At 72.7% G+C, this 23,927-nt stretch carries 16 protein-coding genes; 11 read left to right on the forward strand and 5 right to left on the reverse strand.

Annotated elements, in window-relative coordinates; genetic code table 11:
- The first annotated feature begins 270 nt into the window (after nucleotides 1–270).
- Both A6A06_RS00520 and A6A06_RS00525 read left to right on the forward strand, forming a co-directional pair.
- Complete coding sequence (locus tag A6A06_RS00520) at nucleotides 271–1,911, forward strand: M4 family metallopeptidase (protein ID WP_073757652.1); 1,641 nt, start codon at nucleotides 271–273, stop codon at nucleotides 1,909–1,911.
- Nucleotides 1,912–2,074: 163 nt separating this feature from the next.
- Nucleotides 2,075–2,749, forward strand: a complete 675-nt coding sequence (locus A6A06_RS00525) for a response regulator (protein ID WP_199930612.1) — start codon at nucleotides 2,075–2,077, stop codon at nucleotides 2,747–2,749.
- A 23-nt stretch (nucleotides 2,750–2,772) separates the two neighbouring features.
- Here A6A06_RS00525 and A6A06_RS00530 read toward each other — a convergent pair whose 3' ends face one another.
- Nucleotides 2,773–4,011 (reverse strand): helix-turn-helix domain-containing protein, encoded by a 1,239-nt coding sequence (locus tag A6A06_RS00530; RefSeq protein ID WP_199930613.1) that lies wholly within the window; start codon nucleotides 4,009–4,011, stop codon nucleotides 2,773–2,775.
- A gap of 133 nt (nucleotides 4,012–4,144) precedes the next feature.
- Here A6A06_RS00530 and A6A06_RS41320 point away from each other — a divergent pair, with 133 nt between their 5' ends.
- On the forward strand, nucleotides 4,145–4,306 hold the full coding sequence (locus A6A06_RS41320; RefSeq protein ID WP_199930614.1) for a hypothetical protein: 162 nt from the start codon (nucleotides 4,145–4,147) through the stop codon (nucleotides 4,304–4,306).
- Nucleotides 4,307–4,361: 55 nt separating this feature from the next.
- Nucleotides 4,362–5,993: a sensor histidine kinase gene (locus A6A06_RS00535; protein WP_079193713.1), complete on the forward strand. Its 1,632-nt coding sequence runs from the start codon at nucleotides 4,362–4,364 to the stop codon at nucleotides 5,991–5,993.
- A 37-nt stretch (nucleotides 5,994–6,030) separates the two neighbouring features.
- On the opposite strand, the gene A6A06_RS00540 is transcribed toward A6A06_RS00535, so the two are convergent.
- Nucleotides 6,031–6,963 carry an NADP-dependent oxidoreductase gene (locus A6A06_RS00540; RefSeq protein WP_073759575.1) on the reverse strand — a complete coding sequence of 311 codons (933 nt, stop codon included), beginning with the start codon at nucleotides 6,961–6,963 and terminating at the stop codon, nucleotides 6,031–6,033.
- Between the two features lie 85 nt (nucleotides 6,964–7,048).
- Between A6A06_RS00540 and A6A06_RS00545 the strand changes: the two genes are divergently transcribed.
- Nucleotides 7,049–8,026, forward strand: a complete 978-nt coding sequence (locus A6A06_RS00545) for a GlxA family transcriptional regulator (RefSeq protein WP_073757662.1) — start codon at nucleotides 7,049–7,051, stop codon at nucleotides 8,024–8,026.
- Between the two features lie 96 nt (nucleotides 8,027–8,122).
- Nucleotides 8,123–8,410 (forward strand): antibiotic biosynthesis monooxygenase family protein, encoded by a 288-nt coding sequence (locus A6A06_RS00550; protein WP_073757664.1) that lies wholly within the window; start codon nucleotides 8,123–8,125, stop codon nucleotides 8,408–8,410.
- Nucleotides 8,411–8,477: 67 nt separating this feature from the next.
- Here A6A06_RS00550 and glgP read toward each other — a convergent pair whose 3' ends face one another.
- Nucleotides 8,478–11,195 carry an alpha-glucan family phosphorylase gene (gene glgP / locus A6A06_RS00555; protein ID WP_073757666.1) on the reverse strand — a complete coding sequence of 906 codons (2,718 nt, stop codon included), beginning with the start codon at nucleotides 11,193–11,195 and terminating at the stop codon, nucleotides 8,478–8,480.
- Nucleotides 11,196–11,570: 375 nt separating this feature from the next.
- On the opposite strand from glgP, the gene A6A06_RS00560 reads away from it, so the two are divergent.
- From A6A06_RS00560 to glgB, 5 genes are all read left to right on the forward strand, one after another.
- A complete protein-coding gene (locus A6A06_RS00560; protein WP_073757668.1) occupies nucleotides 11,571–12,782 on the forward strand; it encodes a S8 family peptidase in 1,212 nt (403 codons plus the stop codon).
- Nucleotides 12,783–13,124: 342 nt separating this feature from the next.
- Nucleotides 13,125–15,128 carry an alpha-1,4-glucan--maltose-1-phosphate maltosyltransferase gene (locus A6A06_RS00565; RefSeq protein WP_073757670.1) on the forward strand — a complete coding sequence of 668 codons (2,004 nt, stop codon included), beginning with the start codon at nucleotides 13,125–13,127 and terminating at the stop codon, nucleotides 15,126–15,128.
- A complete protein-coding gene (treS, locus tag A6A06_RS00570; RefSeq protein WP_073757672.1) occupies nucleotides 15,125–16,825 on the forward strand; it encodes a maltose alpha-D-glucosyltransferase in 1,701 nt (566 codons plus the stop codon). Before A6A06_RS00565 ends, treS begins: the two co-directional genes overlap by 4 nt.
- A 282-nt stretch (nucleotides 16,826–17,107) precedes the next feature.
- Nucleotides 17,108–18,679: a maltokinase N-terminal cap-like domain-containing protein gene (locus A6A06_RS00575; protein WP_073757674.1), complete on the forward strand. Its 1,572-nt coding sequence runs from the start codon at nucleotides 17,108–17,110 to the stop codon at nucleotides 18,677–18,679.
- Between the two features lie 158 nt (nucleotides 18,680–18,837).
- The gene (gene glgB / locus A6A06_RS00580; protein WP_242440507.1) at nucleotides 18,838–21,306 is read left to right on the forward strand and encodes a 1,4-alpha-glucan branching enzyme; all 2,469 of its coding nucleotides are present in this window, start codon (nucleotides 18,838–18,840) and stop codon (nucleotides 21,304–21,306) included.
- A 237-nt stretch (nucleotides 21,307–21,543) separates the two neighbouring features.
- On the opposite strand, the gene A6A06_RS00585 is transcribed toward glgB, so the two are convergent.
- Entirely contained in the window at nucleotides 21,544–21,945 is a 402-nt protein-coding gene (locus A6A06_RS00585) for a DUF4259 domain-containing protein (RefSeq protein WP_073757676.1), read from the reverse strand.
- 122 nt (nucleotides 21,946–22,067) lie between these two features.
- Nucleotides 22,068–23,756, reverse strand: a complete 1,689-nt coding sequence (locus tag A6A06_RS00590; protein ID WP_073757678.1) for an MFS transporter — start codon at nucleotides 23,754–23,756, stop codon at nucleotides 22,068–22,070.
- Nucleotides 23,757–23,927 lie beyond the last annotated feature (171 nt).

The following is a 23,927-nucleotide window of genomic DNA, read 5'->3' on the forward strand; positions in this document are numbered from 1 at the left end:
GGTGACGGCGGGCCACGCGCGGTCCAACCGCCGTGACCTGCCGGGAGGTTAGGTGACCAGCCGATCGGGCGTCGCTCCGCACCAGGGGCGGCGCCCGTTTCTTTGCGTGCAGCTCCGCTATACGAACAGTGATGTTCGCTCTACGGACGATTTCACGCCAACTTTTGGGCCCCCTCCTGACATGCACGCGTTCGAATGGCAGTCTCCCCCGCAAGCATCACCCGCATCGCTTTGCACCCCCACCCTTGGCAAAGTTGAAGGAGCACACGCGTGTCCCCCCACATTTCCCGTAAGGCACGTATCACCGGCACCACGCTGGCAGCAGCCGGCGCCCTGGTCGCCGCCGCCGTCACCGCCGGTACCGCGGGCGCCTCCCCCACAGGCCCCCACACCACCAGCGCCGCGGCCGCCTCGCCCATACAGATGACCGCCTCGCACCGCGCCGAACTGCTGCGCGACGCGAGCGCCGCCAAGGCGCAGGCAGCGAAGGAACTGGGCCTGGGTGCCCAGGAGAAGCTCGTCGTCAAGGACGTCGTCAAGGACGCCGACGGCACCACCCACACCCGTTACGACCGCACCTTCGCCGGGCTGCCCGTCCTCGGCGGCGACCTGATCGTGCACCGGGCCAAGGGCGGTGCGGTCAAGAGCACCACCAAGGCCAACAGCGCGAAGATAGCCGTCGCCTCCACCACCCCGAAGATCGCCCCGAAGGCCGCCGCGCAGGCCGCCCAGGGCACCGCGAAGTCCTTCGGCGCCAAGCAGGCCGCCGCCGTGACGCCCAAGAAGGTCGTCTGGGCCGCCTCCGGCAAGCCAGTCCTCGCGTACGACACCGTGGTCGGCGGCTTCCAGAAGGACGGCACGCCCAACCAGCTGCACGTCATCACCGACGCCGACACCGGCAAGAAGATCTTCCAGTACCAGGGGATCGAGAACGGCGCGGGCACCAGCGCCTACAGCGGCTCGGTGGAGATCGGCTCGAAGAAGGGCGGCAGCGGCTACGAGCTGACCGACGACGCCCGCGGCGGCCACTCGACGTTCAACCTGAGCGGCAGCGAGAGCGGCGAAGGCAAGCTGTTCACCAACAAGGACGACAAGTGGGGCAACGGCAAGGCCGACGACCCCGAGACCGCCGCCGTCGACGCCGCCTACGGTGCCCAGCTGACCTGGGACTACTACAAGAACGTGCACGGCCGTTCGGGCATCAAGGGCGACGGCAAGGGCGCGACCTCCCGCGTCCACTACGGCCAGAACTACTCGAACGCGTTCTGGGACGACAGCTGCTTCTGCATGACGTACGGCGACGGCGAGGGCAACAAGAAGCCGCTCACCTCGATCGACGTCGCGGCGCACGAGATGAGCCACGGCGTCACCTCGGCCACCGCCAACCTCACCTACAGCGGCGAGTCCGGCGGTCTGAACGAGGCCACCTCGGACATCTTCGGCACCGCCGTCGAGTTCTTCGCCAAGAACAAGGAGGACGCCGGTGACTACCTCATCGGCGAGAAGATCGACATCGCCGGTGACGGCAAGCCGCTGCGCTACATGGACAAGCCCTCCAAGGACGGCCAGTCGCTGGACAGCTGGAGCGAGGACGCCGGCAACGTCGACGTGCACTACTCCTCCGGCATCGCCAACCACTTCTTCTACCTGCTGTCCGAGGGCAGCGGCGCCAAGGAGATCGGCGGCGTCAAGTACGACAGCCCGACCGCGGACGGCAAGAAGGTCGAGGGCATCGGCCGCGACAAGGCCGAGAAGATCTGGTTCAAGGCCCTGACCACGTACATGACCTCGAACACCGACTACAAGGGCGCCCGCGAGGCGACCGTGAAGGCGGCCACCGACCTGTACGGCGCGGACGGCGCCGAGGTCAAGGGCGTCGAGGCGGCGTGGACGGGCGTCGCCGTCAAGTGAACGACGGTACCGACCGGCCGCACCCGACGGCCGGCTGAACCTTCCGGGGCAGTGTGACCCCATGACCGGGCGGTGTCCGGAGGCTCCCAACCTCCCTTCGGACACCGCCCTTCCATGTGCCCGGCGGCGGGCGGGCACCGTACGGATGGCTAGGGTGACCCGTATGAGCGATGCGGGGGCGACCGTCCGGGTGCTGCTGGCGGACGACGAGGCGATGATCCGGGCCGGGGTGCGCGCCATCCTCACGGCCTCGCCCGGCGTCGAGGTGGTCGCGGAGGCGGCCGACGGGCGCGAAGCGGTGGACCTGGCGCTGCGGCACCGGCCCGACGTGTGCCTGCTGGACATCCGGATGCCGCGGCTGGACGGCCTGGGCGCCGCGGCGGAACTGCGCCAGGCGCTGCCGGAGACGGCCGTGGTGATGCTGACGACCTTCTCCGAGGACGAGTACGTGGCCGGGGCCCTGGGCTCCGGCGCCAGCGGCTTCCTGCTGAAGACCGGCGACCCGCGCGAGCTGATCACCGGGGTACGGGCGGCCGCCGAGGGCGGCGCGTACCTCTCGCCGTCCGTGGCGCGGCGCGTCATCAGCCAGTTCGGCGGCGCGGCGCTGGGCAAGGCGGCCGCGGCGCGGTCGCGTACCGAGGAGCTGACCGGGCGGGAGCGGGACGTGCTCGCGCTGGTGGGCGCCGGGCTGTCGAACGCGGAGATCGCCGGGCGGCTGTTCGTCGTCGAAGGCACGGTCAAGGCGTACGTCAGCGCGATCCTGGCCCGGCTGGGGCTGAAGAACCGGGTGCAGGCGGCGATCCTCGCGTACGAGGCGGGGCTGGTGCGGGACGTGTGAGCCGGGCGGCGGCAGGGCGGGCGTCAGCGCCAGAAGGCCCACCTGGACCGCGGACGCCCGGGTGGCGACGCGGTCATCCACAGGTCGCGTTCACGGCAGAACTCCCGTACCGCTTCCTCGGGACGGTTGCGGCACGCGTCGGCAAGGAAGCCCAGGGCCTCCTGGTCGTCACGTTCGTGGCACGCCTTGACGAACCGGGCGAGTTCACCGGCGGGGGCCATGTCGCCGATGAAGTCGATCAGGCGGTCACCGGTGACGGTCTCGGTGTTGAGGATGTACGCGATACGGCGGAACGTCCCGGTCCGGCACAGGTGGTAGAGCCGGACCCCGCCGCAGATCCGGGCCGCGGCGGCGAGGAGCCGGTCGGCGTCGAGTCTCCGGCTGTGCCCGCGGAACTCCTCCCACAGAGCGGGGATGCCGTCGGGCGACTGCTCGCAGAAGGTGTCCACGGCGGAGTCCGCGGCCACGTCGCGGTCCTCGTCACGGAGTTTCTCGACGAGGGCGAAGAGGTCCGCCACGGAGAGGGCAGCCGCCGAAGGCGCCGTGGGCGGCAGGTCCGTCCCGTCGTACCGGGCGATCTCCCGCGCCGTCTCGGCGGCCATCTCGTCCAGGTGCCGCGCCTCGGACCGCCGCAGCCGCACCACCGCCTCGCCCTGCGCGATCTCGTCCTCCAGCTCGGCCACCCGGAGCCGGGCCGCGTCGCGTTCCCGGGTGAGTTCGCCGATCTCCCGCGCGTGGTCGCCGGCCTGCTCGGCCAGGCGCTGGAGCGCCTCCTCCGCCTTGCACCGCAAGGCGCGCTCGTGCTCCAGTTCCGCACGCAGGGTGCCGAGCGTGGCCGCGGCCTCGGCGCGCAGCAGTTCCTGCTGTTCGCGGGCCTCTTCCACGTCGAATTCGTGCGCCCGCAGCGGCTTCTTGTCCCGCTCGGCGTCCACGACGGCGTACAGCATCTTCTGGGTCGCCCGGACGGCCTCCTGCGCGCAAGCCGCCTCCGATGCCGTGTCGCACACCTGGTGGAGGGCCACGATCTGGGCGCGGCTGGGGAGTTCGTGCCCGTTGAGGAACTTCGACAGCCGCGACACGCTGAGCACGACGTCCTGCTCCGCGAGCCCCTGGGTCAGCTGCGCCAGCGTCAGGCCGGACGCCTCACGCAAGGTGCGCAGCCGCGCAACCAGCACCCTCCGCGGCCCCTCCGGCACGTTGTCCAGCAGGGCGAGCCTGTCCGGCCCCCGCCCCGCACGCCCTGATCCGAGTTCTGGGCTCATCGCCACCCCTGAAGTTGCCGACCCCGCACCTTGCGCCCGCCTCACGCAAGGCCTCCGCGCGCGCTGGCGCAACATCGCACGCCGCTGCTGAGCTTGGACTGTACCCAACACCCCGGACCGATCGAAGGGCCTCATGACACCACGCCAGCAGCAGAAGAAGCCGCCAACCCCCTTTCTGGAACTGCGGATCGGCGGCGTGCACGTAGTGGTCCAGCACATGCCCTACCGGCTGCTCGCCGTCCTGAGCAGCGTGGCCGGCGCGGCCGGAGGTGCGTTCTGGGTCGGCGGGAGATGAACCGGCTTACTTTCGTCAGGGGCGCGCACCGGCCCCGATCGGCGAAGCTGAGGCCATGCTCACTCGTCTGACGCGGACCGCGCCGCCCGCCACCGAACATCCCAGGTGGGTGGCCCGGCTGCTGGACGTCTGTCTCTGGCTGGCGCTGTCCGCCCCGCTCACCGCCGCGTTCGACGGGGTGCCGCAGATGCGGATGTGGACGGCGGTGGCCGGTATCCCGCTGCTGGGCGCGGCGGTGGCGGTGCGCCGGAAGTGGCCGCTCGTGGCGCTCGCCGTGCCCGTCGGGCTGGCGCTCGTGACGGCCCGCGACCTGTTCACGTTCGAGTACACCGCCGCGCTGGCCGTCCTGGCCTATCTGGCGGGCGTACGGGTCGAACGGGCCCGCGCCTCCCTCTGGTTCTTCGCCGGTGCCGCGGCCGCCGGTCTGCCGCTGTGTGTCGTCGTCACCCGCAACATGTGGCCGTGGTTCACCGCGGTGCTCACCCTGCTGTTCAACGTCGTCCTGCCGTGGCTGCTGGGCCGCTACCGCCGCCAGTACGCGGCACTGGTCCGTACCGGCTGGCAGCTCGCCGAGCGGATGGAGTACGAGCAGCAGGCGGTCGCCGACCGTACACGGCTGCGCGAGCGGGCCCGGATCGCCGGGGACATGCACGACTCGCTCGGCCACGAACTGGCGCTGCTCACCCTGCGGGCCGGAGCGCTGGAGGTCGATCCGCGGCTGGCGTCCGACCAGCGGGCGGCGGTCGGCGAGCTGCGGGCGGCGGCCGGTGCGGCCGCCGAACACCTGCGGGACATCATCGGTGTGCTGCGCGCCGACGACCGGCCGGAGCCGTCCCGGCTGCCTGCCGACGACAGCGTCGAGGCCCTCGTCGAACGCGCCCGGTCCTCCGGCCTCGATGTCTCGCTGCGGCGTGACGGGGCCGCGGCGACGGGTGCGGACGCCATGCCGGTGATGGGCGGCCGTGCGGTGTACCGCGTGGTCCAGGAGGGGCTGACCAACGCCACCAAGCACGCGCCGGGCGCGCCCGTGGAGGTACGGCTCACCGGCGGCGACCGGCGGCTGGACGTCACGGTGGCCAACGGCGCGCCGCCGCCCGGCGGTCCGAGGCCGGGCGCGGCGTCCGTACCCGTCCTGGTGTCGGGCGGCAACGGGCTGGTGGGGCTGGACGAACGGGTGCGGCTCGCGGGCGGCGAACTGCGGGCCGGGCCGACGCCCGGCGGCGGATTCGAGGTGGCGGCGCGGCTGCCGACGACGGACGGAGCGCCGGTACGCGGCCCCGGCGACGGTGCGCAGTGGAGCCTGTCGCAGCGGGAGCTGGCGTCCGCGCGGCGCCGGGTACGCCGTCGGCTGGTGCAGACGGTGGCCGTACCGGCGGCACTGTTCACCGGACTGCTGCTGCTCATGGGCGTCTTCGCGCTGATCAGCCCGTCCTGGTCGGTGCTGGACCGGGGCACGTACGACGCGCTGCGCGTCGGCGAAGGGCGGGCGGCGGTGGAGTCGCGGCTGCCGTTCTTCTCCCTGGACGTACCGCCGGACGGCACGCCCGCGCCGCCGCCCGGTCACACGTGCCGTTACTACACCTTCCGCGCGTACGCCGACGACGTGGCCTACGAGCTGTGCTTCGCGGACGGCCGGCTGGCGTCGAAGGGGCTGGTGCACCGGCGGGACCGGCCGCCGTCCGGGTGACCCGGGCCCGTCGGCCGTCCCGCGCGAGGCCGGGCCGTCACTTCACCTCAAGGACGATCTTCCCCTGCGTACGGCCGCTCTCGCCCATCGCGTGCGCCTTCGCGGCCTGCTCCAGCGGGAACGTCGCGGCGATGTGCGCGCGCAGCGCGCCGGACCCGGCGAGGGCGGCGATCTCGCGCATGCCCGCCTGGTCGGCCTCGACGATCAGCAGCGCGAGGCGGGCTCCTCGCTCGGCGGCCTTCGCGGCGTCCTCAGGGGCGCTGCGGGCGAGGATGGAGACGACGGTTCCGCCCTCGCGCACCACGTCCAGCGAACGGGTGAGGGTGTCGCCGCCGATGGTGTCCAGGACGACGTCGACCGGGCCGGCGGCCTCGGTGAAGTCGGTCTCCCGGTAGTCGATCACCTCGTCGGCGCCGAGGGAGCGCAGGAAGCCGTGCTTGGCGGCGCTGGCCGTGCCGATCACATGGGCGCCCCTGGCCTTGGCGATCTGTACGGCGAGGTGGCCGACGCCGCCCGCCGCCGCGTGGATCAGGACGCGCTGTCCGGGCTGTACGTCCGCGGTGTCCACCAGGGCCTGGTAGGCGGTGAGCGCGGCCAGCGGCAGGGCGCCCGCCTGGACGTGGTCGAGGGCGGCGGGCTTGTGCACGAAGGCCCGCGCGGGGCCGGTGACGTACTCGGCGTGGGTACCGACGCCGTACGGGTACGGGACCATGCCGAAGACCTCGTCGCCCGGCTCGAACAGGGTGACGCCCATGCCGACCGCCGCCACGACGCCGGACACGTCCCAGCCCAGGACGCGGGGCAGCGTCCTGACGAACAGGCCGTCCGCGCGGTGCTTCCAGTCGGTGGGGTTGACCCCGGCGGCACGGACCGCGATCAAAATCTGGCCGACGCCCGGCTCGGGCCGCGGGAGTTCGGTCTCCTTCAGGACCTCGGGGCCGCCGGTGACGTCCTGGCTGATGGCACGCATGGTGTTTTCGCTCATGCCGTCCAGCATCATCGGCCGCGGGAGCCACGACAATGGCACGATGGCCATCATCCGATAGAATCGTGCCATGCAGCCTCATCGTGTGGCGGTCCTGGCCCTGGACGGCGTCTACCCCTTCGAACTCGGCATCCCCGCCCGGGTGTTCCATGCCGCCGACGGCCGGTACGAGGTACTGACCTGCTCGGCCGACGGGCGCCCGGTGCGCAGCGGCGCCGACTTCTCGATCGTGGTGGAGCACGGCCCCGAGATCCTGCGCACCGCCGGCACCGTGGTGATCCCGTCCATCGCCCCGGGCCGCGTCCCCACCGAGCTGTCCGAGCCGGTGCGGGCCGCGCTGGCGACGGTCCGGCCCGGTACCCGCCTGGTGTCCATCTGCACCGGCGCGTACGTCCTGGCCGCCGCCGGGCTGCTGGACGGCCGCCCGGCCACCACCCACTGGCAGCTCACCGACGACTTCCGCCGGCGCTTCCCGGAGGTCCGGCTCACCCCCGACGTGCTCTTCGTCGACGACGGTGACGTCCTGACCTCGTCCGGCGCCGCGTCCGGCATCGACGTCTGCCTGCACATCGTGCGCGCCGACCACGGCGGCGCGGTCGCCAACCACGCGGCCCGCGCCTGCGTCATGCCGCCGTTCCGCGACGGCGGCCAGGCGCAGTACGTCGAGCAGCCGGTGCCCGCGCCGACCGCGACCGGCACGGCGGCCACCCAGCAGTGGGCCCTGGAGCACCTGGACGAGCCGCTGACGCTGGCCCGGCTGGCCCGGCACGCCGGGATGAGCCTGCGCACCTTCAACCGCCGCTTCCGCGACGAGACCGGTGTCAGCCCCGGGCGGTGGCTCATCCAGCAGCGCCTGCTGCGCGCCCGCCAGCTGCTGGAGACCAGCGACCTGCCGGTCGACCTGATCGCCGGACAGGTCGGCTTCGCCGGGGGCGCGTCCCTGCGCCAGCATCTGCACGCCGCCATCGGCGTCTCGCCGCAGACGTACCGGCGCACGTTCCGGGCACCGCGCCCGGCGGCGGACCAGCCGGTGGTCCGCGCGGGCTGATTCCGCCCGTAGCGCACCGCGGACGGCTGTACGGAGCCGTGCGGCCGGTCTAGCTTCGGCTCGTACGGCACCGTTCGCCCGAGAGGGGATACCGCCATGGCATTCGGTTTCGTCGCCTTCCACTACCCGGCCCCCGAGCACGTCGAGGAGTTCGTCGGCCAGTGCCACCAGGTCGCCGAAGCGGCGCGGTCGCAGCCGGGCTTCCTGTCCGTCGGGGTCTGGGTCACCCCGGACGGCGAAGCCGTCGTCACCACCGGCGCCTACGAGTCCGAGGAGACCTTCCGCGCGGCGGCCGAGGTCGCCCGCGAGCTGGGCGCGACGCCCGAGGGTCTGAGCGACCTGGAGGTCAGGCCCCGCCAGGTCCACTTCCTGCGGTCCCGCTGAACGGCCCGGCCGGGGCTCCGCACGGCGTCCGTGCGGAGCCCCGGCCGGGTACGGGCGGCGCCCGCCCTCAGCGCATCAGCACCCCGGCCTCCTCCCCCGTCGCCTCCGACGGCACCGCGAGCAGGCCCATCTCGGACGCGGACACCAGCAGCCGGTGAGCGGGCAGGACGCGCACCGTGTAGCCGAAGGAGCCCGTACGGTCCAGGGCGAGCGGGCCCTCGTAGAGCCAGCGGCCCTCCAGGTCCGGGCCGCCGGTCGGCTTGAGCGGCACGGTCGCCGCGTCGGTGATCCGGTCCGACTCGTCGACCCGGCCCGAGACGACCTGGACCTCCACGTCGTCCGGGGCGAGGTCACCGAGGCCGACGCGGACCCGCAGCGCCAGCGTGGCGCCCAGTTCGGCGCTGCCGTTGGGCGGGGCGCCCGGCACGCCGACGGGCTCCGCGCGGTCCACCACCGGGGCCCCGGTCTCGACGTGGTCCACCGCGACGCGCGGCCACGCGGCCCGCACCCGGGTCTTCCACACCGCCAGCTCGGTCGCGGTCTGCGGGGTCAGCGCACGCTGGGAGCGGGCGGCGGGCGCGTACAGCCGCTCCACGTACTCCCGCACCATGCGGCCCGCCAGCACCTTCGGCCCCAGGTTGACCAGCGTCTGCCGGACCATCTCGACCCAGCGCTGCGGGACGCCGCTCTCGTCGCGGTCGTAGAAGCGCGGCGCGACCCGCTGTTCCAGCAGCTCGTACAGGGCGTTGGCCTCCAGCTCGTCGCGCCGGTTCTCGTCGGTGGCGTGGCCGTCGGCGGTCGGGATGGACCAGCCGAAGTCCGGTTCGTACCACTCGTCCCACCAGCCGTCGAGGACGGACAGGTTCAGGCAGCCGTTGAGCGCCGCCTTCATGCCGGAGGTGCCGCACGCCTCCAGCGGGCGCAGCGGGTTGTTCAGCCAGACGTCGCAGCCGGGGTAGAGCTTCTGCGCCATGGCCATGCCGTAGTCGGGCAGGAAGACCAGCCGCTGGCGTACGCGCGGGTCGTCGGCGAAGCGGACCAGTTCCTGTACGAGGCGCTTGCCGCCGTCGTCGGCGGGGTGGGCCTTGCCCGCCACCACGATCTGGAGGGGCCGTTCGTGGTGCAGCAGCAGGTCCATCAGGCGGTCGCGGTCGCGCAGCATCAGGGTGAGCCGCTTGTAGGAGGGCACCCGGCGGGCGAACCCGATGGTCAGGACGTCCGGATCCAGGACACCGTCGATCCAGCCCAGTTCGGCGGCCCCGGCGCCGCGCTGCCGCCAGGAGACGTGCAGCCGCCGCCGTACCTCCTCGACGAGCTGTTCGCGCAGCACCCGCCGCAGGTCCCAGACGTCCGCGTCCGGGATGTCGGCCACCGCCGACCAGCGGCGCGAGTCGCCGACGGACAGCGCGTCCTCGGTGCGCCCGGCGCCGATCTGGCGCGCGCCCAGCCGGAAGACCTCGGGCGCCACCCAGGTGGGCGCGTGGACCCCGTTGGTCACCGACGTGATCGGTACGTCCTCCGGGTCGAAGCCGGGCCACAGTCCGGCGAACATCTCCCGGCTGACGCGGCCGTGCAGGGTGGAGACGCCGTTGGCGCGCTGGGCCAGCCGCAGCCCCATCACGGCCATGTTGAAGCAGTTGGGTTCGCCGCCGGGGTAGGTCTCCAGGCCGAGTGCGAGGATCCGCTCGACGTCGATGCCGGGCAGTTCCGCCGCCTCGCCGAAGTGCCGGGCGACCAGTTCGCGGTCGAAGCGGTCGATGCCCGCGGGGACCGGGGTGTGGGTGGTGAAGACCGTTCCGGCGCGTACGGTCTCCAGGGCACCGTCGAAATCCAGCCCGACCGGCCCGCCGGCCTCGCCGGGGCCGCCCTCGCGGCCGGCGTCCGCCAGCTCCCGGATGCGTTCCAGGCCGAGGAATCCCGCGTGTCCCTCGTTCGTGTGAAACACCTCGGGCGCGGCGTGGCCGGTGAGCCGGCAGTACGTCCGTACGGCCCGCACCCCGCCGATGCCCAGCAGCATCTCCTGAAGCAGGCGGTGCTCGCTGCCGCCGCCGTAGAGCCGGTCGGTCACGTCCCGCTCGCCCGGCCCGTTCTCCTCCACGTCGGAGTCCAGCAGCAGCAGCGGTACGCGGCCGACCCTCGCCACCCAGACGGACGAGCGCAGCTGCCGCCCGCCGGGCAGTGCCAGGGCGACCTGCGCGGGTGTCCCGTCGGCCTCCCGCAGCAGGTCCAGCGGCAGTTCGTTGGGGTCCAGCACCGGATAGTGCTCCTGCTGCCAGCCCTCGCGGGAGAGCGACTGGCGGAAGTAGCCGTGCCGGTAGAGCAGGCCGACCCCGATCAGCGGTACGCCGAGGTCGCTGGCCGCCTTGAGGTGGTCCCCCGCGAGGATGCCGAGGCCGCCCGAATACTGGGGCAGCGCGGCGGTGATGCCGAACTCGGGCGAGAAGTAGGCGACGGCGTCGGGCAGCCGGCCGTCCCGGCCGCCCTGCTGCGCGCCCTGGTACCAGCGCTGCCCGGTGAGGTAGTCCTGCAGGTCGTCGGCGGCCGCGCCGAGCCGGCGCAGGAACCTGCGGTCCCCGGCGAGCTCCGCGAGCCGCTCGGCGGAGACGGTGCTCAGCAGCCGTACGGGGTCCAGCCCCGCCCGGCGCCGGCCGGCGGGGGCTATGGCGTGGAACAGTTCGCGGGTCTCGGGGTGCCAGGACCAGCGCAGATTGCGCGCCAGGTCGCTGAGCGGTCGCAGGGGTTCCGGGAGGACGGGGCGCACGGTGAACCGACGAATGGCCTTCACGCTACGACGGTAGCGGCGCACCCCCGCCCGACTCGCCCGGTACCCCGGAATCCGGTCGGATCCGGGCGCCAACTGCCATGACCGGCACGGCTCTTGACCCGTCACCCGTTCGGCCGAGCCGGACCCCCGGAGGGCGCCTTCCGGGGAGCCGGAGGCGCGGCGGGGCACAGCACGGCGACCGGGGCCCGGACCGCCCCCGGCCCCTCGCTCGCCCCTTCGGCCGATATGGCCGGTTCCCCACCCGCGTGCACTCTTGTACGGGCCCGCGCCGGGCGGAAGGCTGCCGTGTGGCGCCGCCGGGACGGGTGCGCTCCCCGGCTTCCCACCCGCAACTCCGGCGGCTCCCGTATGAGTTGGAGGAGGGGAACGGGACGCATGTCACCCATACGAACCGGCCGCGGTGGCCCGGCCGCGGTCACCCTGGCAGCCGCCGCGGCAGCCGCGCTCACCGCCGTCGCCCTGCCCGCGCACGCCGCTCCGGCCACGGGAAGACCCCAGACCGCCGCCGGCACGGCCCGCAGCAGCTACATCGTCACCCTCACGCCGGGCCCCGGAGAGATCCGCGCGTCGTCCGCGGCGGGCCGGGCGCTGGCGGCGCGGTACGGGGCGCGGGTCAGCCACACGTACCGCACGGTGGTCAACGGCTTCGCCGTCCGCGCGACCGGGGCGCAGGCGGAGCGGCTGGCCGCGGACCCCGCGGTGGCGTCCGTGACCAGGAACCGCACCGTCTCGCTCGCCCGTACGCAGCACCGTCCGCCCTCCTGGGGCCTGGACCGCCTCGACCGCGCGAACCTGCCGCTGGACCGGGCCTATGCCGCGCCGCCGTCGGGCGGCGCGGGGGTGACGGTGTACGTGATCGACACCGGCATCCGCACCACCCACCGGGACTTCGGCGGGCGGGCCCGCAGCGGCTGGGACTTCGTGGGCGGCGACGCGGACGCCGACGACGCCAACGGTCACGGCACACACGTCGCCGCCACGGTCGCCGGGACCCGCCACGGCGTCGCCAAGCGGGCCCGCGTCGTCGGCGTGCGCGTCCTGGACAGCACCGGCACCGGCAGTACCGCGCAGGTCATCGCCGGTATCGACTGGGTCGCCCGGCACGCGCGGCGCCCGGCGGTCGCCAACCTCAGCCTGGGCAGCCCGCCCAGCCCGCAGCTCGACCAGGCGGTACGGAACGCCGTCGCGGCCGGTGTCACCTTCACGGTCGCGGCCGGAAACGGCGGACGGAGCGGGCAGACGTCCTCGCCGGGCCGGGTGCGCGAGGCGGTGACGGTCGGGGCGAGCGACGCCCGGGACCGCCGCGCGGCGTTCTCCAACTGGGGTGCGCAACTCGACCTGTTCGCACCGGGTGTGGGCATCACGTCCGCGTGGAACTCGGGAGACACTGCGAAGCGGACCCTCTCCGGCACGTCCATGGCCGCTCCGCACGCAGCCGGCGCGGCTGCGCTCTATCTGTCGTCCCACCGCCGGGCCGGGCCGAAGGAGGTGCGAAGCGCCCTGGCCGGCGCAGCGGCCAGGCATCGGATCACGGCGGCGGGCCCCGGTTCGCCGACCGCGTTATTGCAGGTCAGACCCCGCTGGTGAGGTCCGGGTGACACCGGCGCGCGCCGCGTGCGAGCGAGGTGGGGCGAGGCGTCCGCGGGCGCCCGTACCACCGCCGGGCGTGGCCGGAGCCCCGGTCATATTCCGTTCCGCGGTTACGTGCCGGTAGTGCGCGGACGGCCGGATTGCCCGCCCGTGCGCCGCGGGAAGGCTTGTGCGGTACCGCTCTTGCGCCCCACCGCGCCGCACGGCTTCCCGCACCGCCCCCATCCGCCAACCGAGTGAAAGCGGACAGGAGAGCCCATGCCCGCAGCCCGTCCATCCGTCACAAAAACGATAGAAAGGACAGAATCCGGTAGCACCTCCCAACCTTCAGGTGACCCCATGATCGGCCGCATCCCCGTGCTGGACCTCCACCCGCTGATCGACTGCGGCCGTCGCCCGGCGAAAGCGGTGACCGGCGAGACCTTCGAGATCTCCGCGACCGTCTTCCGCGAGGGCCACGACGCGGTCGCCGCCAATGTCGTCCTGCGCGATCCCCTGGGCCGGCCGGGGCCCTGGACGCCCATGCGCGAACTGGCGCCCGGCACGGACCGCTGGGGCGCCGAGGTCACCCCGGACGTGGAGGGCCGCTGGACGTACGGCGTGGAGGGCTGGTCCGATCCGGTCGGCACCTGGCGCCACCACGCCGGCATCAAGATCCCGGCCGGCATCGACACCGAACTCGTCCTCGCCGAGGGCGCCGCCCTGCACGAGCGCGCCGCCGAGGGGGTGCCCAAGAGAGATGGCCGGGAAGCGGTGCTGGCCGCGGCGGACGCCCTGCGGGACCCGGGGCTGCCCGCCGCCACCCGGCTCGCCGCCGCGCTCACTCCCGAGGTCACCGGCGCGCTCGCCCGGCACCCGCTGCGCGAGCTGGTCACGGCCTCGCAGACGGTGCCGCTGCTGGTCGAGCGCCGCCGCGCTCTGTTCGGGTCGTGGTACGAGCTGTTCCCGCGCTCGGAAGGCGCGGTCGTACGGACGGACGCGGCGCCGGTCGGCGGCACGTTCCGGACGGCCGCCGAGCGGCTGCCGGCGGTCGCGGCCATGGGCTTCGACGTCGTCTATCTGCCGCCCGTGCACCCCATCGGCACCTCCTACCGCAAGGGCCCCAACAACGCGCTCTCCGCGGGCCCGCACGACGTGGGGTCGCCGTGGGCCATCGGTTCGCCCGAGGGCGGGCACGACGCGCTGCACCCGGACCTCGGCACCTTCGAGGACTTCGAACACTTCGTCCGCACGGCGCGCGACCTGCGCATGGAAGTGGCGCTGGACTTCGCCCTCCAGTGCTCGCCGGACCACCCGTGGGTCACCGAGCACCCCGAGTGGTTCCACCACCGCGCGGACGGCTCCATCGCCTACGCCGAGAACCCGCCGAAGAAGTACCAGGACATCTACCCGCTCGCGTTCGACACCGACCTCAACGGCCTGGTGCGGGAGACGGAGCGGCTGCTGCGCTTCTGGATGGAGCGCGGGGTGCGCATCTTCCGTGTCGACAACCCGCACACCAAGCCGGTGCTCTTCTGGGAGAAGGTCATCGCGGACGTCAATCGCACGGATCCGGACGTCATCTTCCTGGCCGAGGCGTTCACCCGACCGGCCATGATGCGCACGCTGGCGCGGATCGGGTTCCAGCAGTCCTACACCTACTTCACCTGGCGCAACTCCAAGCACGAGCTGACCGAGTACCTCACCGAGCTGTCGCGTGAAACAGCCTCGTACATGCGGCCGAATTTTTTCGTCAATACGCCGGACATCCTCCACGCCTATCTGCAGCACGGCGGACGGCCCGCGTTCGAGGTACGGGCCGTACTGGCCGCCACCCTCTCCCCTGCGTGGGGTGTCTACGCCGGATTCGAGCTGTGCGAGTCGACACCGGCGCGAAGTGGCAGCGAGGAGTACCGGGATTCCGAAAAGTACCAACTCAGGCCCCGGGACTGGGAGACAGCGGGGCGCCAGGGACGTACGATCGCACCTCTCATCACCGCTCTGAACCGCTTGCGACGCCGCCACCCGGCACTCCAACAGCTGCGCAACCTCCATTTCCACACCGTCGACGACGACGCCGTCCTCGCCTATTCCAAACGGGCCGGGAACGGCGCCGGGGCCGACACGGTGCTCACCGTCGTCAACCTCGACCCGCACCACACCCACGAGGCGACGGTGTCGTTGGACATGCCGGAACTCGGCCTCGATTGGCACGATTCCGTCCCGGTGCGCGACGAGCTCACCGGCGAGACCTACCACTGGGGCAGGGACAACTATGTGCGCCTGGAGCCGGGACGTTCACCGGCGCCCGCGCACCTGTTCTCCGTGCGACCGTCCTCACCGATCGGAGGGTCACCCAATTGATCGTCAACGAGCCCGTCCCGGACAAGTTCGAGGACACGCCGGCCAAGGACCGCGATCCCGACTGGTTCAAACGGGCCGTCTTCTACGAGGTCCTGGTGCGTTCCTTCCAGGACAGCAACGGCGACGGCATCGGCGACCTCAAGGGCATCACGGCCAAACTGGACTATCTCCAGTGGCTGGGCGTGGACTGCCTGTGGCTGCCGCCGTTCTTCAAGTCGCCGCTGCGGGACGGCGGTTACGACGTCTCGGACTACACCGCCGTACTCCCGGAATTCGGCGACCTGGCCGACTTCGTGGAGTTCGTGGACGCCGCGCACCAGCGCGGCATGCGTGTGATCATCGACTTCGTCATGAACCACACCAGCGACCAGCACCCGTGGTTCCAGGAGTCCCGCACCGACCCGGACGGCCCCTACGGCGATTACTACGTCTGGGCCGACGACGACAAGCAGTACCAGGACGCGCGGATCATCTTCGTCGACACCGAGGCCTCGAACTGGACCTTCGACCCGGTGCGCAAGCAGTACTTCTGGCACCGCTTCTTCTCCCACCAGCCGGACCTGAACTACGAGAACCCGGCCGTCCAGGAGGAGATGCTCTCCGCCCTGCGCTTCTGGCTCGACCTGGGCATCGACGGGTTCCGCCTGGACGCGGTGCCGTACCTGTACGCCGAGGAGGGCACCAACTGCGAGAACCTGCCCGCCTCGCACGCCTTCCTCAAGCACGTACGGGCGGAGATCGACGCGCATTACCCGGACACGGTGCTGCTGGCCGAGGCCAACCAGTGGCCGGAGGACGTCGTCGACTATTTCGGTGACTACTCCAAGGGCGGGGACGAATGCCACATGGCGTTCCATTTCCCGGTCATGCCGCGCATCTTCATGGCGGTACGGAGGGAATCGCGCTATCCGGTCTCGGAAATCCTGGCCAAGACCCCCGCGATTCCGGCCAACTGCCAGTGGGGCATCTTCCTGCGCAACCACGACGAGCTGACGCTCGAAATGGTCACGGACGAAGAGCGCGACTATATGTACGCGGAATATGCCAAGGACCCGCGCATGCGGGCCAATATCGGCATCCGCCGCCGGCTGGCCACCCTGCTGGACAACGACCGCAACCAGATCGAACTCTTCACCGCGCTGCTGCTGTCGCTGCCCGGCTCGCCCATCCTGTATTATGGCGACGAGATCGGCATGGGCGACAACATCTGGCTCGGCGACCGGGACGCGGTCCGCACACCGATGCAGTGGACCCCCGACCGGAACGCCGGTTTCTCCTCCTGCGACCCCGGCCGGCTCTTCCTGCCGGCCATCATGGACCCGGTCTACGGCTATCAGGTCACCAACGTCGAGGCGTCGATGTCCTCGCCGTCGTCGCTGCTCCACTGGACCCGGCGCATGATCGAGATCCGCAAGCAGAACCCGGCCTTCGGTCTCGGCACCTACACCGAACTTCCTTCGTCCAACCCCGCGGTGCTGGCCTTCCTGCGGGAATACCAGGACGACCTGGTGCTGTGCGTGCACAATTTCTCGCGTTTCGCGCAGCCCACCGAACTGGATCTGCGGACATTCAACGGGCGGCATCCGGTGGAGCTGATCGGCGGCGTCCGTTTCCCGCCCATCGGCGAATGGCCCTATCTGCTGACCCTGGCGGGTCACGGGTTCTATTGGTTCCGGCTGCGGAGGGGGGCGGTCTAGGGACCGTACCGACGCACGTGCAGGGCGGCGGAAAACCGCCGCCCGTATCCCCCCGCGAAGCGGGTACGGGCGTTTTCCGACCGCCCCCACGGGCAGTCTCCCTACTACCGCACGGGCCGGGTGAGCCAGCGCCGAAACCCCGGCGTCAGGGGTAATCCCCACGGACGCCGCTGCCGTACGGACGATCCTCACCCGACACGTCCCGCACCGCCGCACAGTCAAGGCCGCATTCCGGGACACTTTGCCCTATCTGTCGTGTGCCCGGGGAAAGGACGCGACGTCATGTCGGAGACCGCCTCGACCCGTGCCATCCGCAGTACGCACGACCGCCTCTCGATCACCGCGCCCGCGCTGTTGTCCTCACTCGTCCCCCTGCTGAGCGAATGGCTGCCGCGACAGCGGTGGTTCGCCGGCAAAGGGCGGCCGATCACGGGGTTCCAGCTGGTGTCGGCGACCGAGTTGCTGCCGTGCGCGGCGGGTGGCGCCACACCGGGGCTGCTGCATCTGCTCGTACGGGCGCAGCAGTCGGCGGCTCCCGCCGGGCCCCCGCACCCGGCGCCACCGGAGAACCCGGCCGACCAGGCCGCCGCGCCGCCCGGGAGCCCGGCGGCCACCGCGGACTGCTACCAACTCCTGCTCGGCGTGCACAGCGCACTGCCGCCGCAGCTCGCCCCCGCCGTGATCGGCCGCCCCGGCGGCGGCCCCCTGCACGGCCGTACCGTCTACGACGCCCTGCTGGACAACCGGCTGTGCGCCCTCCTGCTGGAACGGCTGCGGGTGCCCGGCCGGCTCGGCGGGCTGCGGTTCTGCCGGGTGGCCGACAGCACCATCTCCTCCGGGATGCCCGCCCGGCCGGTCACCGCCGAGCAGACCAACTCCTCGGTGATCTACGGCGATTCGTACATCCTGAAGGTGTTCCGGCGTACCGCCCCCGGCCTCAACCCGGACCTGGAACTGCCGCTGGCGCTGGCCCGCGCCAAGTGCGGGCGGGTCCCGCCGCCCGCCGCGTGGTTCGAGACCGACCCGGAGGCGGGCGAGGGCGAGCCGGTGACGCTGGGCGTGCTCCAGCCCTTCCTGAGCGGCTCCGCCGACGGATGGCAGCTCGCCCTCAACGCGCTCGCGGTACAGGCCGACTTCACCAGCTCGGCGCGGGCCCTGGGGCACGCCACCGCCGAGGTGCACACCGCGCTGGCCGAGACGCTGCCCACCACCGAACTGCGCCGCCCCCAGCTGGACGCCATCGCGACGCAGATGAACGAGCGGCTGGTCGCCACCGCGCGCGTGGTGCCCGCCCTGCGTCCGTACTGCTCCCGCCTGCGCACCGCCTTCGACGAACTCGCGGCGCTGGGGCACGACGGCCGCGCCTGGTCCGCCCAGCGCATCCACGGCGACCTGCACCTGGGCCAGACGCTGCGGTCCGCCGACGAGGGCCGCTGGTCGCTGATCGACTTCGAGGGCGAGCCGTCCCGGCCGCTGGCCGAACGGCGGCGCCCGCAGCCCGCGGTGCGCGATGTGGCGGCCATGCTGCGCTCCTTCGACTACGCGGCACGCAGCGGCCCTTCGGGCGGCGACCCGTGGTCGCTGGAGTGGGCCCGGCGCACCCGCGCGGCCTACTGCCTCGGCTACGCGGAGGCCGGGGGGCTCGACCCGCGCTCGGCGCCCGAACTGATGCGGGCGTACGAGACCGACAAGGCCGTCTACGAAGTGCTGTACGAGGCCCGTCACCGGCCGAACTGGCTGCCCGTACCGATGGCCGCGGTGCGGCGGCTCGCCGGGGCGCAGGCGTCCCGGGGGGCCACCGGCACCGACCCCGGTGCGGGCCCGGACCTGGACGTGGCCGATGGGCGCGCATGAAACGGCGGGAGCGGGCCACCCGGAGCCCCGTGGAGCACCGGCACCGGCGGGTGCGGCACCGGCGGCCCCGTCCGCGGACCCGGCGCGCACCAGGCCCCTGCACCTCAGACATCTCAGCAGACCCTGACACCTGACATCTGGCCGAGGAGGCTCCTCTCGTGACCGCCCGTTCGTCGTCCCGCCGCCCATCGCAAGAAACCGCGCCCGCCCGTGGCACGGCCGTCCGGGGCGGGCCCCCTCAGGCAACCGCCGGCCGGTCCGGTGTCCCGGCGACCTTCCTGCCCGCGCGGGACGAGCCTGCCGGGCCCGGCGGGGACGCCACGCCCGGCGAGACCGGCCGGCCGGGTGACCCGGGCGGGGCCACCGAGCGGCCGCCGCACCAGCGTGACCACGGCGAGCCCCTGCCGGAGCCCAGCGGCGGGAGCCGTGGCGTGCGGACCGCGCCGCCGCTCGGCGCCGTCGACCGCGACCGGCTGCTGTCCGGCGCGCACCACGACCCGCACGGCCTGCTCGGCGCGCACCCGGTGCGCGGCGGGGTGCTCCTGCGCGTGCTGCGTCCGTACGCGCGGGCCGTCACCGTCCTCGCCAAGGGCCTGCGCGCCGATCTGCACGACGAGGGCGACGGCCTGTTCGGCGGTGTCCTGCCGCTGTCCGCGGTCCCCGAGTACGAGCTGCTGGTCTCGTACGACGACAACGACGTGACCGTGCACGACCCGTACCGCTTCCTGCCCGCCGTCGGCGAACTGGACCTGTACCTGTTCGGCGAGGGCCGCCACGAGGAGCTGTGGCAGGCGATGGGCGCGTGGCCGATGGTCCACCAGGAGGTGACCGGCACCCGCTTCACCGTCTGGGCGCCGAACGCCCTGGGCGTACGCGTCGTCGGCAACTTCAACTACTGGGACGGCACCGGCTTCCCGATGCGCTCGCTCGGCTCGTCCGGCGTGTGGGAGCTGTTCCTGCCGGGGCTGGGCGAGGGCGAGCTGTACAAGTTCGAGATCACCCGGCCGGACGGCTCGAAGACGCTGCGCGCGGACCCGATGGCCCGCCGTACGGAGTGCCCGCCCGCCAACGCCTCGGTCGTGCACGCCTCGCACCACCGGTGGCAGGACGCCCCGTGGATGGAGCGGCGGGCCGCCCGCCCGGTGCACGCGGCGCCGTTCTCGGTGTACGAGGTGCATCTGGCGTCCTGGCGTCCCGGGCTCACGTACCGGCAGCTCGCCCAGCAGCTGCCCGCCTACGTCGCGGACCTGGGCTTCACCCACGTCGAGCTGATGCCGGTCGCCGAGCACCCCTTCGGCGGCTCCTGGGGCTACCAGGTCACCGGCTTCTACGCGCCGACCGCCCGGATGGGCACCCCCGACGACTTCAAGTTCCTGGTCGACGCGCTGCACCGGGCCGGGATCGGCGTGCTGATGGACTGGGTTCCGGCGCACTTCCCGCGCGACGACTGGGCGCTGGCGGAGTTCGACGGGCGGTCGCTGTACGAGCACGAGGACCCGGCACGGGCCGCGCACCCCGACTGGGGCACCCTCGAATTCGACTACGGCCGCGCCGAGGTGCGCAACTTCCTGGTCGCCAACGCGGTGTACTGGTGCGAGGAGTTCCACATCGACGGGCTGCGGGTGGACGCCGTCGCCTCCATGCTCTACCTCGACTACTCCCGCGAGAGCGGCGAGTGGACGCCCAACGTGCACGGCGGGCGGGAGAACCTGGACGCCGTCGCCTTCCTCCAGGAGATGAACGCGACCGTCTACCGGCGCTGCCCCGGCGCCGTCACCGTCGCCGAGGAGTCGACCGCCTGGGACGGCGTCACCCGCGCCACCCACCACGTGGGGCCCGGCGGTTTCGGCGGGCTGGGCTTCGGGCTGAAGTGGAACATGGGGTGGATGCACGACTCGCTCGGTTACGTGAGCAAGGAGCCGGTGCACCGCAAGTACCACCACAACGAGATGACGTTCTCGATGGTGTACGCGTACTCGGAGAACTACGTGCTGCCGATCTCCCACGACGAGGTGGTGCACGGCAAGCGGTCGCTGGTGTCGAAGATGCCCGGCGACTGGTGGCAGCAGCGGGCCACGCACCGGGCGTACCTGGGGTACATGTGGGCGCATCCGGGCAAGCAGCTGCTGTTCATGGGGCAGGAGTTCGCGCAGGGGGCGGAGTGGGCGGAGGGGCACGGGCCCGACTGGTGGCTGCTGGACCCGTCGTACTCGGCCGAGCCCGACCACCGGGGCGTACGGGACCTGGTCCGCGACCTGAACCGCCGCTACACGGACACCCCCGCGCTGTGGGAGCAGGACACCGTGCCGGAGGGCTTCTCCTGGATCGACGGCGGCGCCAGCGAGGACAACGTCTTCGCCTTCCTGCGCTACGGCACGGACGGCACCCCGCTGCTGGCGGTCTCCAACTTCTCGCCGGTGGTGCGGCACGCGTACCCGCTCGGGGTGCCGGAGGACGTGGCGGCGTGGCGGGAGGTCCTGAACACGGACGAGGACCGGTACGGCGGGAGCGGGGTGGCCAACCCCGCGCCGCTGGTGCCCGACGCGTCCGTGCCGTGGCACGGGCGGCCCGCGTCGATCACGCCGGTGCTGCCGCCGCTGGCGACGCTCTGGCTGCGGCCGGTGTGACGGGGGCGGGCCCTGCGGGCCGGTGACGCTCCGCGATCAACCGTAGGAGCCGGGTGCCGCGGCGCACGGCAGGCGGCGCACGGCAGGCGGCGCGTGGCGTGGCGGTGTACGGCCGGGCGCCCGGACGCGCTTCCCGGTCCGCACCGCCGGGCACCCGGTCACGCTCCCCGGTCCGCACCGCCGGGCACCCGGTCACGCTCCCCGGTCCGTACGGCCGGGCGCCCGGACACCGGCTGCTCAGTCCGTACGCCCGGTCAGCTCCGCGCGCAGCCGGGCCAGGCCCGCCCGCCACTGCGCACCGTCGTCCGACTCGCCCCACAGCTCGGCCAGCTCGGAGTGCGGCGCGAGCACCCGGTCCAGGGCGTGCACCGCGAGCACGGCGAGCTGGGGCGGCGGTTCGGGGACCGTCAGATCGGGGGCGGCCGGGGACGCGCTCCCGGCACGGGCGGCGGCCGTCAGGGCCGCGGCGGCCACGGCCATCCCGCCTTCCGGGGCTTCGAGATAGTCCCGTTCGGCGGCGGCGGTGGACAGCACGCCCCGTATGGCACCGAGCCGCCGGTCCACCGGCATGGCGGCCAGGTCGTCCAGCAGATCCGCCGCCCCGTCGTTGTCGAACAGCCCCATGCCCCAGGTCCCCATCAGCCTTCGCCCCTCACTCGTCACCACCCACGCGCCCGAACCAACCACCGGGCCGATTGCATCGTGGCATCTGCCACTGACAATCGACCCGGTGGAGACGTGCGGGACCGCGCGGGTGCGGCTCAGTCGCGCGGGGAAGCGCTGCCGCTGCCCGCCGCGACCGGTTCGCGGGCCGCCGCGGGCCCGCTGTCCGGCTCCGGCGTACGGCGGCGGCGCGGCAGCAGTACGGCGACCAGTACCGTCCCCACGCCGAGGACGACCGCGCCGATCAGGCTGGTGTGCGCCACCGCGTCGGAGAACGCGCCGCGCACCGCGTCCGCGACCGCCTGGGCCTGCTGGAGGCCGAGCGCCTGCGCCTTCTCCGGGCCGACCTTGGGCGCCGCGCCCTGTGCGACCTGCTTGCCGACCTCCTTGGCGACCGCCAGTCCGGCGCCCACCGAATCCTGCGCAGTGTCCAGGGCGCTGCCGGGCAGCTTCGGGCCGCCGTGTGCCGCGGCGGACGCCGCCGCGTCGGACAGCTTGGCGGAGTAGGTGCTCGCCAGGACGGAGCCCAGGATGGCGATGCCGAGCGAGCCGCCCAGCTCGATGGAGGTGTCGTTGACCGCGCCGCCGACGCCGAGCTGGTCCTCGGGGAAGGCGCCCATGATGGCGTCCGTGCACGGCGACAGGGACAGGCCGATGGCCAGGCCCAGGACGATGAGCGGGGCGAGGAAGTCCGCGTACGAGGAACCGGCGTCGACGCGGGTGAGCAGGGCGAGGGCGACGGTGCCGCCGACCATGCCGGTGGTGACCGTGATCTTCATGCCCAGCCGCGGCGTCAGGAAGCCGGTCAGCGCGGCGCCCACGAAGACCGCGCCGGCCAGCGGCAGCATCCGTATGCCGGTGTCCAGCGGGGAGTAGCCGAGGACGAACTGGAGGTGCTGGGTGAGGTAGTAGAACGCGCCGAAGACCGCGAGGAAGAAGAGGGCCACGGCGAGGTTGGCACCGGCGAAGCCGCGGTGGGCGAAGCGGCGGACGTCCAGGACCGGCCGCGGGTGGCGCAGTTCCCAGACGACGAACAGGACCAGGCCGAGACCGGCGGCCACCGCGGCGCCGACGGCGCGGGCGTCCCAGCCGAAGTGCGGCCCCTGGATGAGCATGTAGATCAGCGAGCCGACCCAGACGACGGACAGCAGGCCGCCGACGTAGTCGAGGCGGTCGCTGTGGCCCGCCTTGGACGCCGGGACGACCAGCAGCGCCCCGACGATGCCGAGCGCCGCGACCGGCACGTTGATCAGGAAGGACGAGGACCAGCCGTGGTCCTCCAGGAGCGCGCCGGCGACGAGCGGGCCGACGGCGATGGCGAGCCCGGCGGTCGCGGTCCAGATGGTGATGGCCAGCGCGCGCTCCTTGCGCGGGAACGTGGCGGCCAGCAGGGAGAGCGTCGCGGGCATGATCATGGCCGCGCCCACGCCCATCACGGCACGCGCCGCGATGACGCCGCCGGAGCTGTCCACCAGGGCGCCCGCGACCGAGCCGCCCGCGAACACCAGCAGACCGAGGACCAGGGCCCCGCGGCGGCTGTACTTGTCGCCGACGGCACCGAGCATCAGCATCAGCGCCGCGTACGGGACGGTGTAGGCGTCGATCACCCATTGCAGGTCGGAGCTGCTCAGGCCCAGGTGGGCGGTCATGTCGGGGGCCGCGACGGTGAGCGAGGTGTTCGCCATCACGATGATCAGCAGGCTCAGGCACAGCACGCCCAGTGCCCACCAGCGCTTCGTATAGGGCCGGTCCCTGTCGTGGTCCGGCCGGGTCTCCGTGGGAGCCACCCGATTCACCCCTGACTCTCGAAACGATGTCGGTCCGCGTACGCAGGCACGCACGCTCTTGCACACGAATGAGCAATTACACAGCCGTGTGCAATTTACGTTGCTGCACAGCGATGTGCAAAATGAATCGGGAGCGGGACCGTGACCGCACGCGTCCGCCGACCGAGGAGC

Source organism: Streptomyces sp. CB02923 (genome assembly GCF_001905005.1).
Taxonomy (GTDB): domain Bacteria; phylum Actinomycetota; class Actinomycetes; order Streptomycetales; family Streptomycetaceae; genus Streptomyces.